The 15,060-nt window shown below is 42.5% G+C and carries 18 protein-coding genes; 14 read left to right on the forward strand and 4 right to left on the reverse strand.

Annotation, left to right across the window (positions count from 1 at the left end; genetic code table 11):
* The first annotated feature begins 34 nt into the window (after positions 1-34).
* The gene (locus ACFQZI_RS04620) at positions 35-514 is read left to right on the forward strand and encodes a DUF5362 family protein (protein WP_377139028.1); all 480 of its coding nucleotides are present in this window, start codon (positions 35-37) and stop codon (positions 512-514) included.
* Between the two features lie 78 nt (positions 515-592).
* Here ACFQZI_RS04620 and ACFQZI_RS04625 read toward each other — a convergent pair whose 3' ends face one another.
* On the reverse strand, positions 593-913 hold the full coding sequence (locus ACFQZI_RS04625; RefSeq protein WP_377139030.1) for a DUF3276 family protein: 321 nt from the start codon (positions 911-913) through the stop codon (positions 593-595).
* Positions 914-1,039: 126 nt separating this feature from the next.
* Positions 1,040-2,827: an ABC transporter ATP-binding protein gene (locus tag ACFQZI_RS04630; RefSeq protein WP_377139033.1), complete on the reverse strand. Its 1,788-nt coding sequence runs from the start codon at positions 2,825-2,827 to the stop codon at positions 1,040-1,042.
* A gap of 208 nt (positions 2,828-3,035) precedes the next feature.
* Between ACFQZI_RS04630 and ACFQZI_RS04635 the strand changes: the two genes are divergently transcribed.
* From ACFQZI_RS04635 to ACFQZI_RS04675, 9 genes are all read left to right on the forward strand, one after another.
* On the forward strand, positions 3,036-4,121 hold the full coding sequence (locus ACFQZI_RS04635) for a Glu/Leu/Phe/Val family dehydrogenase (protein ID WP_377139035.1): 1,086 nt from the start codon (positions 3,036-3,038) through the stop codon (positions 4,119-4,121).
* Between the two features lie 42 nt (positions 4,122-4,163).
* Positions 4,164-5,111, forward strand: a complete 948-nt coding sequence (gene nusB / locus ACFQZI_RS04640) for a transcription antitermination factor NusB (RefSeq protein ID WP_377139038.1) — start codon at positions 4,164-4,166, stop codon at positions 5,109-5,111.
* An 84-nt stretch (positions 5,112-5,195) separates the two neighbouring features.
* Positions 5,196-5,642, forward strand: coding sequence for a DUF1573 domain-containing protein (locus ACFQZI_RS04645; protein ID WP_377139041.1), 447 nt, complete (start codon positions 5,196-5,198; stop codon positions 5,640-5,642).
* Positions 5,643-5,705: 63 nt separating this feature from the next.
* Complete coding sequence (yajC, locus tag ACFQZI_RS04650; protein ID WP_377139043.1) at positions 5,706-6,026, forward strand: preprotein translocase subunit YajC; 321 nt, start codon at positions 5,706-5,708, stop codon at positions 6,024-6,026.
* Between the two features lie 107 nt (positions 6,027-6,133).
* Positions 6,134-7,081: a YbbR-like domain-containing protein gene (locus ACFQZI_RS04655; protein ID WP_377139045.1), complete on the forward strand. Its 948-nt coding sequence runs from the start codon at positions 6,134-6,136 to the stop codon at positions 7,079-7,081.
* Positions 7,082-7,684, forward strand: coding sequence for a dephospho-CoA kinase (gene coaE, locus ACFQZI_RS04660; protein ID WP_377139047.1), 603 nt, complete (start codon positions 7,082-7,084; stop codon positions 7,682-7,684).
* Positions 7,681-8,619 carry an exonuclease gene (locus ACFQZI_RS04665; protein WP_377139049.1) on the forward strand — a complete coding sequence of 313 codons (939 nt, stop codon included), beginning with the start codon at positions 7,681-7,683 and terminating at the stop codon, positions 8,617-8,619. Before coaE ends, ACFQZI_RS04665 begins: the two co-directional genes overlap by 4 nt.
* Entirely contained in the window at positions 8,619-8,780 is a 162-nt protein-coding gene (locus tag ACFQZI_RS04670; protein WP_377139052.1) for a DUF5522 domain-containing protein, read from the forward strand. The genes ACFQZI_RS04665 and ACFQZI_RS04670 overlap by 1 nt, the downstream gene beginning before the upstream one ends.
* A gap of 29 nt (positions 8,781-8,809) precedes the next feature.
* Positions 8,810-9,259 carry a MarR family winged helix-turn-helix transcriptional regulator gene (locus ACFQZI_RS04675; protein WP_377139054.1) on the forward strand — a complete coding sequence of 150 codons (450 nt, stop codon included), beginning with the start codon at positions 8,810-8,812 and terminating at the stop codon, positions 9,257-9,259.
* A 300-nt stretch (positions 9,260-9,559) separates the two neighbouring features.
* Here the strand turns inward: ACFQZI_RS04675 and ACFQZI_RS04680 are convergent, their stop codons facing one another.
* Positions 9,560-10,129 (reverse strand): phosphatase PAP2 family protein, encoded by a 570-nt coding sequence (locus ACFQZI_RS04680; protein WP_377139057.1) that lies wholly within the window; start codon positions 10,127-10,129, stop codon positions 9,560-9,562.
* Between the two features lie 136 nt (positions 10,130-10,265).
* On the opposite strand from ACFQZI_RS04680, the gene glmM reads away from it, so the two are divergent.
* The 4 genes from glmM (at position 10,266) to ACFQZI_RS04700 (ending at position 13,833) form a co-directional block, all read left to right on the forward strand.
* Complete coding sequence (gene glmM, locus ACFQZI_RS04685; RefSeq protein ID WP_377139060.1) at positions 10,266-11,657, forward strand: phosphoglucosamine mutase; 1,392 nt, start codon at positions 10,266-10,268, stop codon at positions 11,655-11,657.
* A 75-nt stretch (positions 11,658-11,732) separates the two neighbouring features.
* Positions 11,733-12,869 carry a cysteine desulfurase family protein gene (locus tag ACFQZI_RS04690; RefSeq protein ID WP_377139062.1) on the forward strand — a complete coding sequence of 379 codons (1,137 nt, stop codon included), beginning with the start codon at positions 11,733-11,735 and terminating at the stop codon, positions 12,867-12,869.
* A gap of 88 nt (positions 12,870-12,957) precedes the next feature.
* Positions 12,958-13,431, forward strand: coding sequence for a hypothetical protein (locus tag ACFQZI_RS04695; RefSeq protein ID WP_377139065.1), 474 nt, complete (start codon positions 12,958-12,960; stop codon positions 13,429-13,431).
* Between the two features lie 111 nt (positions 13,432-13,542).
* Positions 13,543-13,833, forward strand: coding sequence for a hypothetical protein (locus tag ACFQZI_RS04700; RefSeq protein WP_377139068.1), 291 nt, complete (start codon positions 13,543-13,545; stop codon positions 13,831-13,833).
* A gap of 155 nt (positions 13,834-13,988) precedes the next feature.
* Here ACFQZI_RS04700 and accD read toward each other — a convergent pair whose 3' ends face one another.
* The gene (gene accD / locus ACFQZI_RS04705) at positions 13,989-14,870 is read right to left on the reverse strand and encodes an acetyl-CoA carboxylase, carboxyltransferase subunit beta (protein ID WP_377141734.1); all 882 of its coding nucleotides are present in this window, start codon (positions 14,868-14,870) and stop codon (positions 13,989-13,991) included.
* Between the last annotated feature and the right edge of the window lie 190 nt (positions 14,871-15,060).

A 15,060-nucleotide genomic window follows, 5' to 3' on the forward strand; every position in this document is an offset into this window, starting at 1 on the left:
TTTAAAAGAAATTAAAACAATCTAAACTTACACAATGGAAATTAACGAAACGCCGGTACAACCTGTACCTACCGAACCACAACTAATTTTAAACGAGCAAGCGCAATATTATTTGCATAAAGCCGGCCAGTGGGCTTACTTTTTGGGTATAATGGGCTTTGTAGGTACCGCTTTTATAGCAATATTGGCTTTGTTTGTTGGTACTATTTTTACTACAATGGCTACCATGAACCCGATGATGGCCGCAGCTGCAGGCGCAGGGGGGGCCGTTACGGTTGTTTATTTACTTATAGCTCTGGTAAGCTTTTTCTTTGCTTTATATCTCTATCAATTTGGCGATCGCATTAAAAAGGGTATAACCTTTAAAAATAACGAAGAGGTAACGCTTGCGCTTAGTAAGTTAAAGTCATTTTTTAAATTATGGGGCATATTCGCTATCGTATATTTATCCTTTATGGCACTGTTTATCATAATAGGAATCCTTGGTGGTGCCGCCGCCATGATGGGCAGATAATAAAACATTTTTAAAACAGGAAAACCCCGCTTTATAAGGCGGGGTTTCTTATTTAATTTAGGTTTGTTTATTTCTTTATTAGTAAGAGAAATCTTCGTCTGCTTTAGCTGTTTCTATATTTTCGCCAAATTCGTAACGTTTTTCAACCACATCCTGATGGTCTTTAATGTAATCTACGGTATCTTTAAGTCCTTCAAAAAATTTTTCGAAATCTTCTTTGTACAGAAAAATTTTATGTTTTACAAAAACACCATCTTCTAAACGTTTCTTACTCTCGGTAATGGTTACATAGTAATCGTTAGATCTGGTTGCTTTTACATCAAAAAAATAAGTGCGTTTACCTGCTCTTACTTTTTTGGAGTACACTTCTTCACGTTCTCTGTTATCAAAATCTCCCATAAAATTTTATTGTAATAGTTTTAGTGGCATAAATATATATAAAAAACTAATTGCAAGTATTTAATTGGGGCATAAATAAGCCTTCATCTCAATCTTTTACGCTAATAAAGAGTAAAGTGTTGCGTTTTAAGCTCGTTCCTCTTCTTCAAGCAATTGTTTTTCGTATAACTCAAAGTATGGTCCTTTAAGTTCCATTAGCTGGTTATGGGTACCCTGCTCAACAATTTCGCCGTTGTCAATCACCAGGATATTGTCGGCATTTTTGATGGTAGAGATCCGATGCGATATAATTACACTGGTTTTGCCCTGCATTATGCGGCCCAGGTTGCTTAGTATTTCTTCTTCGGTACGGGTGTCTACAGCCGAAAGGCAATCATCAAAAATCAACACCTGCGGGTGTTTTACTATGGCCCTTGCTATACTTACACGCTGTTTTTGCCCGCCGGATAGTGTAACACCGCGCTCCCCAATGAGGGTTTCAAAGCCCTTCTCCAGCTCCATAATGTTATTGTAAACGGCAGCATCCTTCGCGGCCTGCTCTACCCTTGGCATATCTAATACATCGGCGCTAAAGGCTATGTTGTGTGATATAATATCAGAGAAAAGAAAAACCTCCTGTGGTACAAAGCCTATCTGCGAGCGGTAATTATCAAGGTTGAGCTTGGTAAGGGGCTTGTCGTCTATCAATATTTCACCCCCGGTGGTATCATACATACGCATAATAAGGTTGGCTATGGTAGATTTCCCCGAACCTGTGCGGCCAATAATAGCTACCATTTCACCGGGGTTAGCGGTAAACGAAACATTCTTTAGCGCGGTAATACCAGTGTCCGGGTAGTTGAATGAAACGTTGCTGAACTCTATTTTACCGGCAAGGGTATGGTTGGCCGCCTTTGGCGATTTAATTTCCGGCTCTTCGTGTAAAAACTGGTTAATACGTTTTTGTGATGCAGCGGCACGTTGTATTAGTGAGGTTACCCACCCTAATGAAATTACCGGGAAAGCCAGCATATTAAGGTAAACTATAAACTCGGCGATGTTTCCAGGGGTAATATTACCTTTCATTACCTCTACGCCGCCGATATAAATGGTAATAACGTTACTTAAGCCAATAAGCAAGAGCATAGATGGGAAGAATACCGCCTGTACCCTGGCCATAGCCATGCTTTGTGTTTTGTAATCTTCGCTTTCGGCGGCAAATCTTTGGCGTACATAGCCCTCGCGTACAAAAGACTTGATGACCCTGATACCAGAAAAATTTTCCTGAACAAAACTGGATAAGTTTGACAGGCGTTGCTGGATCTTTTCGCTCCGGTATTCTATAACCGTATTCACATAAAATATAATAACTGCCAGAATGGGCAGGGGCAGAACCGAAAATATGGCCAGCCGCACGTTTACAGCAAGCATGGCGTATATAACCAATACAAACAGCACAACGGTGTTTATAGTGTACATAATGCCCGGCCCAAGGTACATGCGTACACGGCTTACATCCTCGGTAACGCGGTTCATTAAGTCGCCGGTGTTATGACGGCGGTAAAAAGCAAGCGATAATACCTGGTAATGCGCATAGATCTCGTTCTTTAGATCGTACTCGATATGACGCGACATGAGGATGATGGTTTGCCGCATAAAAAACAGGAACAAACCACGTAATAATGCCAGCACTAATACCAATATACCAAACAGCAAGAGGCTGCTGCCAAAAATATCGTAAATAACCTCCTGCCTGTTAAACCCATCAAATAGCTGGTAAACGCCAATATTTTCGGTAACGAGGTCAAAAGCAACGCGTATAACCTGTGCAGGCAGCACAGCGAAGATATTTGATATAATAACAAACAACACGCCCGGTACAAGGCGCCAGCGATATTTATAAAAGAATTTATTTAGGTATGCGAGGTCTTTCATTCGTGTTTAATCCCGAAAGACAGTAAAGCTTGGACGACGATGCTGCCTTGTGTCTCAAAAGTACATGTTTAATAGTAACTCTAAAGTAAAAAGAAGCCATAATGTTTAGTTTCCGGCTTTACCGCTGCCCACTTTCCGACTTTAACTTTGTCACACAAAAAAAAACCTCTACTTTTGCCCAACTATAATTAACCCATTCGCGTCGCAAATGTCTGTTCAACAACTTACCGATAGTATATTTAACCAGCTGGATGCCTTCGGACACAAAAAAGTTGTGTACTGCAGCGACCCCGACACCGGTTTAAAAGCTATCATAGCGATACATGATACTACGCTTGGCCCGGCTTTTGGCAGCACCCGTATGTGGGCCTACAAAACCGAAGGCGATGCTTTGAACGACGTTTTGCGACTATCTAAAAGCATGACCTACAAGTGTGCCATTGCCGGTTTAAACATGGGCGGTGGTTACTCGGTTATCATCGGCGATTCGCGCAGGGATAAGAACGAGGCCATGATGCGTAAATTTGGGCGCTTCATTAAAAACCTTAACGGCGAGTTTATCACGTCTGAGGATGTAGGCACCAATCCGCGCGATATGGAGTACATACGCATGGAAACCCAGCATGTTACCGGCATACCCGAGAGTTTGGGCGGCAGCGGCGACCCATCGCCAATTGCGGCTAAAGGTGTTTACATGGGTATCAAAGCCTGTGTTAGAGAACAGTTTGGCAGCGATAGCCTTACCGGCAAATCGGTAATTGTGCAGGGCATTGGCCATGTTGGCGAAAACCTGGTAAAGCTGCTCCGCGACGAAAACGCCAAGGTTTACATTAGTGATATTAACGATGAGCGTACCCGGCAGGTATCTAAAAAGTATGGTGCCGAAGCGGTTTCTAATAACTCAATATTTGATATCGACGCGGATATTTATTCGCCTTGTGCTTTAGGGGCTACCATCAATACCGAAACTATTGCCAAAATAAAATGCGGCATCATCGCCGGGTCGGCCAATAACCAGTTACAGGACGAACGCGTACATGGCGAAATGTTGCTGGAGAAAGGCATCCTGTTTGCACCCGATTACGTAATAAACGCGGGTGGTATTATTAACTGTTACTCGGAGCTGATGGGCTTTAGTAAAAAACGCACCATGCAGCTTACCGAAAATATTTATGAAGCTACCCGCAACGTTTTAAAACTTTCTAAGCTGGAAAACATTTCTACTACTGATGCGGCAAACAAAATAGCCGAAAAACGTATTGCAGATATTAAAAAAGTAAAATCAACCTATTAAAATTTATCATAGCCCCGGTGTGGGCTTAATCGTTCTTACAACATGTTAAACAGAAGGCACCTTAGGGTAAAAGTGTTACAATCGCTGTACGCGTTCCACCAGTCAGACAAAAAAGACATCAAAGCGCATGAAAAAAACCTGCTGAGCAGCATCGATCAGGTTTTTGAAATGTACATCTGGATGTTATCGCTAATAAGCGAAGTGATAGATTACAGCGAAACAGATGCGGCAGAAAGGGCCAACAAGCACTTACCAACGGCAGAAGACCTTAACGCGAGCGTTAAGATCATGAGTAACCGTTTCCTGCTGTCGTTAAAAGAGAACCGCGATTATCTTTTAGCACTTAAAAAGTATAAAGTTGAATGGTCGTTTGATCCTGAGCTTGCCAAATCACTTTTCACCACGCTGAAAAATTCGACGGATTATGCAGAATACATTGCAAAAACCGACGATACCCTACAAACAGATAAAGACATCATTAAGTTCATCTTTAAAAAGGTGATCCTAAAATCGTCATTAGCCGAGCAGGTTTTTGAGGATAAATTTATTTACTGGCCGGTTGACCGCGAGGTACTGCAGGCACTGATCGCTAAAACATTCAAAAACTTTTCGTCAGACAACTACGCCGAAAATAAACTGGCAGAAATTAGCGGCAACTGGGTTGAGGACCGGGAATTTGTGATAAATCTTTTTGAGCAAAGCATCCGTAATGATGCCGCTTACCAGGAGCTGATAGCCGAGAAGACCCAAAACTGGGAGCCGGACCGTATTGCCATGATGGATACATTATTGATGAAGATGGCCATTGTAGAGTTTATTAACTTTACATCTATACCGGTAAAGGTTACCATTAACGAGTACCTGGAGATCTCTAAAGAGTTTAGCACGCCTAAGAGTAATTCGTTTATAAACGGTATATTAGACAAGATTTTATTTGAGCTGAAAGAGCAGAAGAAGATCAAGAAAATAGGCAGGGGATTAATTGAATAAAGGTTAGTGATTGGAGATTAGGTATCTGCCTGTTATTATTCGAAAAATTAATAAATTGGTAAATCAGTAAATCAATAATATAAAATGAAAAAGCTGTTTTTATGTGCAATTATTGCAGGCGCGCTATTTACATCGGCCTGTAACCAAACCGGCCAAAATGCTCAAGCCGCCGTAGCCGACAATGGCAACACAAGCGCTACCAATGCGCCTGTTATGAAGTTTGAAAAAGAAACGCACGACTTTGGTAAAATTAAAGAGGGCGAAAAAGTAACCTATGCATTTAAGTTTACTAATACAGGTAAATCGCCATTAATTATTAAAGATGCAGTAGCTACATGTGGCTGTACAAAACCAGAATGGCCTGCTACACCAATACAACCTGGTGCCGAAGGTGCCGTAAAGGTTACTTTTGACAGCGCGCACAAAATGGGTTTACAGGATAAACAAATTACCATTACCGCCAACACCAATCCTGCGCAAAGCATGGTACATTTAATTGGCGAAGTAACAGCTGAGAAGCCTGCAAAATAATTACATATTAGTGAAGTTTAAATTACTTCTTCACTAAATCACTTACACACTAATTAATTTATAATGATAGCTACAGTTCTATTACAAGCCGGGGGCGGCTTAGGTTACCAGCAATTGATCATGTTTGGTTTAATTGCCATTGTGTTTTACTTTTTCATGATCCGCCCGCAGGTTAAGAAACAAAAAGACCAGAAAAAATACGTTGACGAGCTTAAAAAAGGCGATAAAGTTATTACTACCGCCGGGATACATGGTAAAATTTACGAAGTTGCCGAAACCACCTTTCTTATCGAAACAGAAGGCGGTGGCCGTATCCGTTTCGATAAATCTGCCATTTCGTTAGATGCTTCAAAAGCGTTAAACACACCGGTAGCAAGTAAATAAGCTACAAGCGTAAAGCTTTAAGCTATAACCCGATATTACAAAGCGAAAAGCTAAGGCGGATAACAATCAGCTTTCTGCTTTTCGCTTTCTGCTTTAAGTATCACAAAATGGCAATAATCAAATTATCTGCAATTGAGCGCCGGCGGTTATCAGCCTTTGTAACCTGCCTGGTGATAGCCATTGTAGCGTGGATGTTTACCACGCTTTCCAATCCATACAAATTCACCGTTAAGCAGGTTGTGGTGTTTAAGAACGTGCCCCAGAAACGGGCTTTTCACCCGTTACAGCCAGATACGGTTAACGCATTGGTGCAGGGCACCGGCTGGCAAATGCTGATGTTTAGGATGAATGATGAGAAAAAGGCCATCACTGTTGATCTGCACACGCTGGATACTAAAAATTATGTGGTACTTAGTTCTCAGCTAAAGCAAATAAACGCCGGCAGGGATATGGAACATGATATTATTGCCCTCACGCCCGATACCTTATTTTTTGATTTTAGCAGTCGCACGGTTAAACGTGTACCGGTAGAACTGGTACAGGCAATAAACTACCAAAAGCAGTTTGCCCAGTCAGACAATGTGAATATTAAGCCCCGGTACGTTACCATTAGCGGCCCGGCAGAAATGATAAATAAAATTATCAGCTGGAAAACGGATACCGTTAAGCTAAACGATGCCAACGAGGATTTTTATGGCCGTGTAAAATTGCAGGGTGTAAAAGAGGGGAACCTTAGTGTTTTACCCAAAAGCGTTATGGTAAATATCCCAATAGATGAATACACCGAAAAAACGATAGAGGTGCCTGTAAAGCTTGTAAATAATCATAAGTATTACGATGTAAAGATATTTCCGCAAAAGGTTAAGGTTACTTTTACAACATCGCTCACTAACTATCCCGACTTGAACGAAGACGATTTTGAAGCCGTAGCCGACCTGGACCTATGGCGTAATAACGGATATACCGTGTTGCCTGTAAAGGTTACAAGGTCGCCATCATACAGTAAAGTGGTTAAGATAATGCCTCAAAATATAGATTTTATCATCAAAAAATAAATGTTTAAAGTTGGTATCACCGGTAATATAGGGAGCGGCAAAACCACCGTTTGTAAAATATTTGAGGTATTGGGCATTCCGGTTTTTTACGCCGATGACGCGGCTAAAGAAGTGATGATAGCCGATGCCGAACTGGTTGCCTCTATAAAGCAAACTTTTGGCAACGAAGCCTATTTTGCCGATGGTAGCCTAAACCGTAAGTACATAGCAGCTATTGTGTTCAATAATAAAGACGAACTGGTAAAGCTTAACGAGCTGGTACACCCCGCTACTTTTAGTGCGTTTGATAAATGGGTAAAAAACCAAAAGCATGCGCCATATGTGTTAAAAGAAGCCGCCATACTTTTTGAGAGTGATTCTTATAAATTATGTGACAGGTCTATAATGGTTACGGCGCCATTGGATATTCGCATTAAACGTGTCACGCAGCGCGATGGTATCACAGCAGACGAAGTTAAAAGCCGTAACGACCGCCAGTTTTCCGAAGAAAAAAAGCTTACTCTGGCAAATGATGTTATTATAAATGATGATACGCAGCTTGTTATACCACAAGTATTAAAATTGCACAAGCTGTACTTAACCATCGCCCAGCAAAATTCATGATATTAAACGATTTTATTGCCTTTAATGCCAATGGCCTGTATTGCCGTTATGCCGACTTTTATCTCGATCCGCAACTGCCTGTTGGCAATGCAATGATAAGCCACGCCCATGCAGATCATGCTAAAAGCGGCAATATAAACGTTTACACAACTGCTGCCACTTATGCCTTTATGCAATTACGCTACGGCAAAGGTGCGGCTAAAGCAAGTTATTTATCGGCTTATAATGCGCCGTTTACCATTGGCGATGTGCAAATAACTTTTATCCCCGCAGGGCACATGCCGGGCTCGGCACAGGTATTAATGGAGTACAAAGGTGTTAGATACCTATATACCGGCGATTATAAACTACAGCCGGACGATACCTGCGAGCCGTTTGAATTTGTAAAAGCGGATGTGCTGATAACCGAGAGCACCTTTGCCGACCCCAGCACCGCGCATCCCAACCCGCTACAGGAAATTAAAAAGCTGAGCGATATTAAAATAAATATTCTGCTTGGTGCATACAGCTTGGGTAAGGCCCAGCGTTTGATCAGGATGATAAACGATCATGCGCCGCAAAAAAAGATATTGGTGCATCACCGCATTATGCCTATAAACGCCATTTATCAAAAACTGGGTTTTGAGTTAGGCAGCCATCAAATATATAGCCGTAAACTCATGAAAACACAAGAGGAGTGGGTGTACATAGTGCCGCCATTTACTTTTGACAGTTATATAAGGGCAACGGGGGTAAAGCGGCTGTTTGCTTCCGGTTGGAAGAATTTACAGGTGAACAACCAGGATACGTTATACATATCTGATCATGCCGACTGGAACGATATTATTAAAACCATTGAACAAACCGGGCCACAGGAGATCTGGACATTGCATGGCGACGGCACGCATCTTAAAAATTATTTTAATAATGATATTTTTGTGAAATTGCTGAGCTGATGCTACAGGAGAATGTTGATTATTATATAAATGAGGATGGTAATTTCGTTTTTACAAAAGAGTACCATTTAAAGCGCGGTTATTGTTGTAAAAACCAATGCCTGCACTGCCCGTGGAATTTTAAGGGAGAGCATAAAACTGAACAAAAAACAAAAAGATAAATAGGTTATATTTGCCGAATAGTTAAATCATGGGAATAGAGGAAGATATAAAAAGCACGAATTTTGAGGATAATTACCATAAGGCGGTAATTAATCTGAATTATACGTACGGTTGGATCAACAACTATATGCGCCCCGAATTTGAGCGTTATAAGCTTACCCAACAGCAGTTTAATATCCTGCGCATTTTACGCGGGCAGTACCCTAAGCCGGCCACAGTAAATTTGTTAAAGGACAGGATGATAGATAAAATGTCTGACGCATCGCGTATTGTCGACCGCCTGGTACAAAAGGGCCTGGTATCGCGCTGCACCAACTCACGCGACCGCCGTGCTGTCGATATCCGCATCAGCGATGAGGGTTTAGATATTCTTAAGAAAATGGATGCCTGCTTCAAAACAAAAGACCTGTTCAAGAAAAATCTTACAGAGGAAGAAGCCGGCCAGCTAAGCGACCTGCTGGATAAGATGCGAGGATAGGTGGGAGATTCAAGACTGTTAGAGTCAGGAATCAAGACAAAATATTTAGGGTGTTTACTAAGGTAAGCACCCTTTTTTGTTAGGCATAATTCCCTCCCTTGGGAGGGCTATTTGTATAGTGATTGCCTTTTGTTGCGCAGAGCCTGTCGCCCGGCGATTACTCACCCGGTCATTGCTTCGCTCGACCACCCTCTCTTCGCCTGCGGCGGAAAGAGGGATAAGCTTAATTTTTTCTCTCACACCCTTTACGCAGCAGAGAGGGGCGCGCACATAGTGCCGCGGAGTGAGTAAACCAACAGCCTATGCCCTAAACCCCGGCGCCACGTTCCGAAATCCAACCACAAACAAAATACCCACCAAACTGCCGTAAATAGCCCCGCCGGTTACATCAAGCGGATAATGTACACCTACGTAAACCTGTGCGAAGCAAATTAAAGCTGCCCAAAAGAGGGTTGCGGGTAATATCCATCTCCATCGTTTAAAAAATAGGAAACTCAAAAATGTGGCTATGGCGAAATGGTCGGTAGCATGGGTAGATGGAAAACTGTAGCCCGTTCCGCATGCAACGCGGTTAATATCTGTTGGGCCTGTTATCGGGTCGCGGCAGGGGCGCAGGCGGCCTATGGTAGGCTTAATAATGCTGGCACTGGTATAATCGGCAAAGCCAACGGCGAGTAATAAAAATACTACCAATATAACCCCTTGCTTCTTGTATCGCCAAACACTAAAAATAATAATGAACAGATACAGCGGTATCCAAAACTTCGGGTTGCGCATCAATGGCATCAAGCCGTCGAAAAAAGCGTTTGACAGATCGTGATTAATAAAGTAAAATAAATGCCGGTCAAAGTTTAGCAGGAAATGGGGCATTGGCTTTTATAAGATAATACTTAGTGTTCTCAGCAGCTGGTAAATATAGCTAATAAATTAACACCTAAAAGTATGTGAATTTTACAATGCTATCATTTAAATATTGTTATTTTTGCGGCTTAATCATCTACACGTTTTGACACTCATAAAATCAATTTCGGGCATCAGGGGTACCATAGGTGGTGCAGCCGGCGACGGGTTAACCCCATTGGACATTGTGAAATTTACTTCTGCATACGGTAGCTGGGCGGTAAAACGTACAGGTATTAAGAAGATAGTTTTGGGCCGCGATGCCCGCCTGTCGGGCAGTATGGTAAACAACCTGGTAATAGGTACATTGCAGGGTTTGGGTATTGATGTAATAGACCTCGGCCTTTCAACCACGCCGACTGTGGAGGTTGCCGTGCCGGACGAAAAGGCCGCGGGAGGTATTATCCTTACCGCCAGCCATAACCCAAAACAATGGAACGCCCTTAAATTGCTTAACGAAAAAGGTGAATTCATTAGCGATGTTGACGGAAAAGAAGTTTTAGAAATTGCCGAGAACAGCGATTTTGTTTATGCCGATGTAAACGACCTGGGTACTGTTACCAATGATGACAGTTACCTGCAAAAACATATTGATAAGGTATTGGCGTTGCCATTAGTTGATGTTGCCGCAATTAAGAAAGCAAACTTTAAAGTAGCTATTGATTGTGTAAACTCTACAGGTGGCATATTTGTACCGGCATTGCTGAAAGCGTTAGGTGTGGAGGTTGTGCATGAGCTTTATTGCGAGCCCGACGGACATTTTCCGCACAACCCTGAGCCACTGCCGGAGAACCTGGTTGCCTTGTCGCAAGAGGTTCAAAAAGCCAAATCTGACCTGGGTATAGCTGTTGATCCTGATGTTGACCGCCTTTGCTTTGTTTGCGAAGATGGTACTATGTTTGGCGAGGAGTACACCCTTGTTGCCGTTGCCGATTACGTGTTGAAGAATACAAAAGGAAATACGGTATCAAACCTGTCATCAACACGTGCGCTGCGCGATGTTACCGAGGCTGCCGGTGGCGAATACCATGCTGCAGCCGTAGGAGAAGTTAACGTGGTAAACAAGATGAAGGAGGTTAATGCCATTATTGGTGGAGAAGGCAATGGCGGGGTTATTTATCCCGAGTTGCATTACGGGCGCGATGCTTTGGTGGGTATAGCTTTGTTTCTTACTCATTTGGCTAATTACGGCAAGCCGGTATCGGTTTTACGGGCATCTTACCCAAGCTATTTTATTTCAAAAAATAAGATCACTTTAACTCCGGAGATGGATATCGACGCGTTGTTGTTAAAGGTTGAAGAAAAATATCAGAAACAGCCGCACTCTACCATTGATGGTTTAAAAATAGAGTTTGATAAGCAATGGGTGCACCTGCGTAAGTCAAACACCGAGCCTATAATCCGCATCTATTCCGAAGCAAATTCTGAAGCGGTTGCAGATAATCTGGCCAACAAGATCATCACAGATATAAAAGAAATATTAAATTTAAACGAGTAACAGGGCGACCTGTGGGGTTGGGGAACTTCCACAGATGTGCCCTGTTGTTTTACTGACCATAATTATTAAAAAACGATGCGAGTTTATTTCGACAACGCCGCTACTACTGCGCTCGACCCTGAGGTTTTGAAAGAAATGTACAAAGTGATGGAAAGCCAGTTTGGTAATCCTTCATCAATACACTCGCATGGGCGCGAGGTACGCACGCTGATAGAGCGTTCGCGCAAAACCATCGCCAATCTACTGCATACCTCACCTGCCGAGATCTTTTTTACCAGCGGCGGTACCGAGGCCGATAATACAGCCATCCGTTGCGGTATTGTCGACCATAAACTTACCCACGCTATTACCACTAAGCTTGAGCACCACGCTGTTGTGCATACGCTGCAGGCTATGGAGAAGGCCGGCGTAATCAAATTAAGCTATGCTGATGTAGATAACAAAGGCAATGTAGATTACGATCACCTCGAAACACTGCTTAAAAATAACGAGCGCAGCTTTGTATCGCTTATGCACGCCAATAACGAGTTAGGCACCCTTACGGATATTGAGCGCGTAGGCGAGCTTTGCGACGCATACAGCGCTTTATACCATAGCGATACAGTACAAACTGTTGGCCACTATAAGCACGATCTTAGCAAGCTTAAATTGCACTTTATGGTTTGCGCGGCGCATAAGCTGCATGGGCCGAAAGGCGTGGGCTTCCTGCACATCAACCATAAGGTTAAAATTAATCCGATGATATACGGCGGCTCGCAAGAGCGCAATATGCGGGGCGGTACCGAGAACGTTTACGGTATTGCAGGCCTTGCCAAAGCGCTTGAAATGGCTTACGCCGATATGGATGCCCATCAAACCCAGATACAGGGCCTTAAGAGCTATATGAAGGCGCAATTGGAACAAAACATCCCTGGAGTAGAATTTAATGGAGAGACAGATCCTGCCAAAAGTTTATATACCGTGCTAAATGTGTCGTTCCCCGAGATGGAAATGGCCGATATGTTGTTGTTTAATCTGGATATTGCCGGCATTTCAGCTTCGGGTGGCAGCGCTTGCAGTTCGGGTACAGATATTGGCTCGCATGTACTAACCGCTATTGGCGCAAACCCCGACAGGCCATCTGTAAGGTTCTCATTCTCTAAGTATAATACCAAAGATGAGGTGGACTTTACCGTTTCAAAATTAAAAGAACTTTGCGCGGTTGTGATTTAATTCTAATTAATATATTTTCTTTTTTAGAAATAAATTAAACAATTGTTAGGGCTTGGAGGTTATATAGGTACATATAAAATATAAACCTATGATAACTAATTATGAAAATGCCTTGAATGATGATTTAGATAATCAGAACCAGGGCGGCGGCTCAAATTCTTTTGGTACCCCGGGCAACACCGGCAATACTACAGACAGCAACTACAGCGATGATGTTGATGAAGATAGCGGCATCGACGAAAACAGCCTTGATGACACAGAAGGCGGTGGTGGGAATATTCCGGGAAGCTATTCATCAAACGAAAGCATGCGTGGTGCCAACAGCCCGGATGATGACGATGACCTGGCAACAGATGATGACTTGTCTGACGACGACGACGATCTTGATCTGGCAACAGGTGATGACGTACCCGATGATGATGAACTTGTTGACGATGATTTTGTTGATGATGAAGAAACAGACGATGACCTGTCTGAGGATACCGGCTCGGCTGGTAATGGGTTAGGCACTGCCAGCCACTCTCGCAACAGTTATTTTGTTTCCGAAAAGGTTTTACTGTAAGTAGGTATGTGATTTGAGATTGGATAACAGATTTTTGCCGTTAATTTCAAAAATATTAAAAGATGGCCTTGTTTTTGATTGTTTATTAATTAACAATTAAAAACTAAAACCATGGAAAGCAACGAAAGAAACCCGGAATACACTCCGAACCAAAATCCAAACGAAAACCCTGAAGAACGCCAGACGGATAACGAAGGCACAGGATATAGCCAGCAAAACGAGCAGGAACAACAGCAGGAAGGTGCAGATACTTCATTTAGCGAACAAAATGATGTGACTCCACCAGAAAGACATGAGTTCCCGTCAACAGGTGCAGCAACTAAAACAGATTTTGCCAGCCGTGAGCAGGGCCGTACAACAGGCCGTATGTTAGGCCACGAGCCGGGCACCGAGGGTATTTAAGCCTCAAATTACTTTGTCATGCTAAACGAAATTAAAGCATGAATCTTTTGTAAGTTCTATAACAGATGCTTCGCTGTCGCTCAGCATGACAAAACCAAAAAGAAAAGGCCATTCGTAAAACTAACGAATGGCCTTTTTTATGGATAATGATGTTATTAAGCCTGGGGCTCAATCTTTTCTTCTTTAGCAACAGTCGGGGCGAGCATTTTTAAAAATGATGCCAGCTTTTCTTTCATTTCCCTGCGGTCTACAATAAAATCAAGAAAACCGTGCTCCTGAACAAACTCCGCAGTTTGAAAACCTTTAGGAAGATCTTTTTTAATGGTTTCTTTAATAACCCTTGGGCCTGCAAAACCTATCAATGCACCCGGTTCGGCAATGTTTATATCTCCAAGCATAGCGTATGATGCGGTAACACCACCTGTAGTAGGGTCGGTTAGTAATGATATATAGGGCACTTTGGCCTGACTTAATAAAGCAAGTTTAGCTGATGTTTTGGCCATTTGCATCAACGAGAATGCCGCTTCCATCATACGTGCGCCACCCGATTTTGAGATCATCAGGAAAGGTATTTTATGTTCGATACTGTGGTCGATAGAACGTGCTATCTTTTCGCCCACAACTGATCCCATGGATCCGCCAATGAAGTTAAAGTCCATACAGGCAATAACCAGTTCCTGGCCGTTCATTTTACCATGGGCGGCGCGGATAGCATCGGTTAAACCGGTTTTATTTTTAGTTTCTTTTAACCTGTCGGTATATTTTTTGGTATCAGTAAAGTGAAGAGGGTCGCCTGAGTGCAGATTGGTAAACAGTTCGGTAAATTGGTTGTCATCAAACAAAACAGAAAAATATTCTTTAGAACCAATTCGTAAATGATAACCACAATAGTGGCAAACGTATTGGTTTTCAACCTGTTCAGAATAGTGTAAAGGTTTTTTACAGTTAGGGCATTTATTCCAGATGCCGTCCGGGGCTTCCTTCTTTTCCTGAGTAGTTGTAATTATCCCTTTTATTTCTCGCTTAAACCACGCCATGTCTATTTCTAAGTCTTTCAAGTACTGCAAAGAAACAAAAAATATCACAACAAGTTTGTAAATGTTAACAGAAGTTAAAGTTGTTGCGGGTGTTTTTAAGAGGGAGCTAAGTGTAAAAATAACACCCTATATAAAGCGGTAGTAAGGTTTTATGCACATTTATTGGCATTTAGCTTAGCATAATTAGCTA

This window comes from Mucilaginibacter lutimaris (assembly GCF_042676625.1).
Lineage (GTDB): Bacteria > Bacteroidota > Bacteroidia > Sphingobacteriales > Sphingobacteriaceae > Mucilaginibacter > Mucilaginibacter lutimaris.

Excerpts from the sequence above, each read along its gene's own strand:
- ACFQZI_RS04620 (WP_377139028.1), top strand. The coding sequence starts at position 35 with ATGGAAATTAACGAAACGCCGGTACAACCTGTACCTACCGAACCACAA.
- ACFQZI_RS04625 (WP_377139030.1), bottom strand. The coding sequence starts at position 913 with ATGGGAGATTTTGATAACAGAGAACGTGAAGAAGTGTACTCCAAAAAA.
- ACFQZI_RS04630 (WP_377139033.1), bottom strand. The coding sequence starts at position 2,827 with ATGAAAGACCTCGCATACCTAAATAAATTCTTTTATAAATATCGCTGG.
- ACFQZI_RS04635 (WP_377139035.1), top strand. The coding sequence starts at position 3,036 with ATGTCTGTTCAACAACTTACCGATAGTATATTTAACCAGCTGGATGCC.
- nusB (WP_377139038.1), top strand. The coding sequence starts at position 4,164 with ATGTTAAACAGAAGGCACCTTAGGGTAAAAGTGTTACAATCGCTGTAC.
- ACFQZI_RS04645 (WP_377139041.1), top strand. The coding sequence starts at position 5,196 with ATGAAAAAGCTGTTTTTATGTGCAATTATTGCAGGCGCGCTATTTACA.
- yajC (WP_377139043.1), top strand. The coding sequence starts at position 5,706 with ATGATAGCTACAGTTCTATTACAAGCCGGGGGCGGCTTAGGTTACCAG.
- ACFQZI_RS04655 (WP_377139045.1), top strand. The coding sequence starts at position 6,134 with ATGGCAATAATCAAATTATCTGCAATTGAGCGCCGGCGGTTATCAGCC.
- coaE (WP_377139047.1), top strand. The coding sequence starts at position 7,082 with ATGTTTAAAGTTGGTATCACCGGTAATATAGGGAGCGGCAAAACCACC.
- ACFQZI_RS04665 (WP_377139049.1), top strand. The coding sequence starts at position 7,681 with ATGATATTAAACGATTTTATTGCCTTTAATGCCAATGGCCTGTATTGC.
- ACFQZI_RS04670 (WP_377139052.1), top strand. The coding sequence starts at position 8,619 with ATGCTACAGGAGAATGTTGATTATTATATAAATGAGGATGGTAATTTC.
- ACFQZI_RS04675 (WP_377139054.1), top strand. The coding sequence starts at position 8,810 with ATGGGAATAGAGGAAGATATAAAAAGCACGAATTTTGAGGATAATTAC.
- ACFQZI_RS04680 (WP_377139057.1), bottom strand. The coding sequence starts at position 10,129 with ATGCCCCATTTCCTGCTAAACTTTGACCGGCATTTATTTTACTTTATT.
- ACFQZI_RS04690 (WP_377139062.1), top strand. The coding sequence starts at position 11,733 with ATGCGAGTTTATTTCGACAACGCCGCTACTACTGCGCTCGACCCTGAG.
- ACFQZI_RS04695 (WP_377139065.1), top strand. The coding sequence starts at position 12,958 with ATGATAACTAATTATGAAAATGCCTTGAATGATGATTTAGATAATCAG.
- ACFQZI_RS04700 (WP_377139068.1), top strand. The coding sequence starts at position 13,543 with ATGGAAAGCAACGAAAGAAACCCGGAATACACTCCGAACCAAAATCCA.
- accD (WP_377141734.1), bottom strand. The coding sequence starts at position 14,870 with ATGGCGTGGTTTAAGCGAGAAATAAAAGGGATAATTACAACTACTCAG.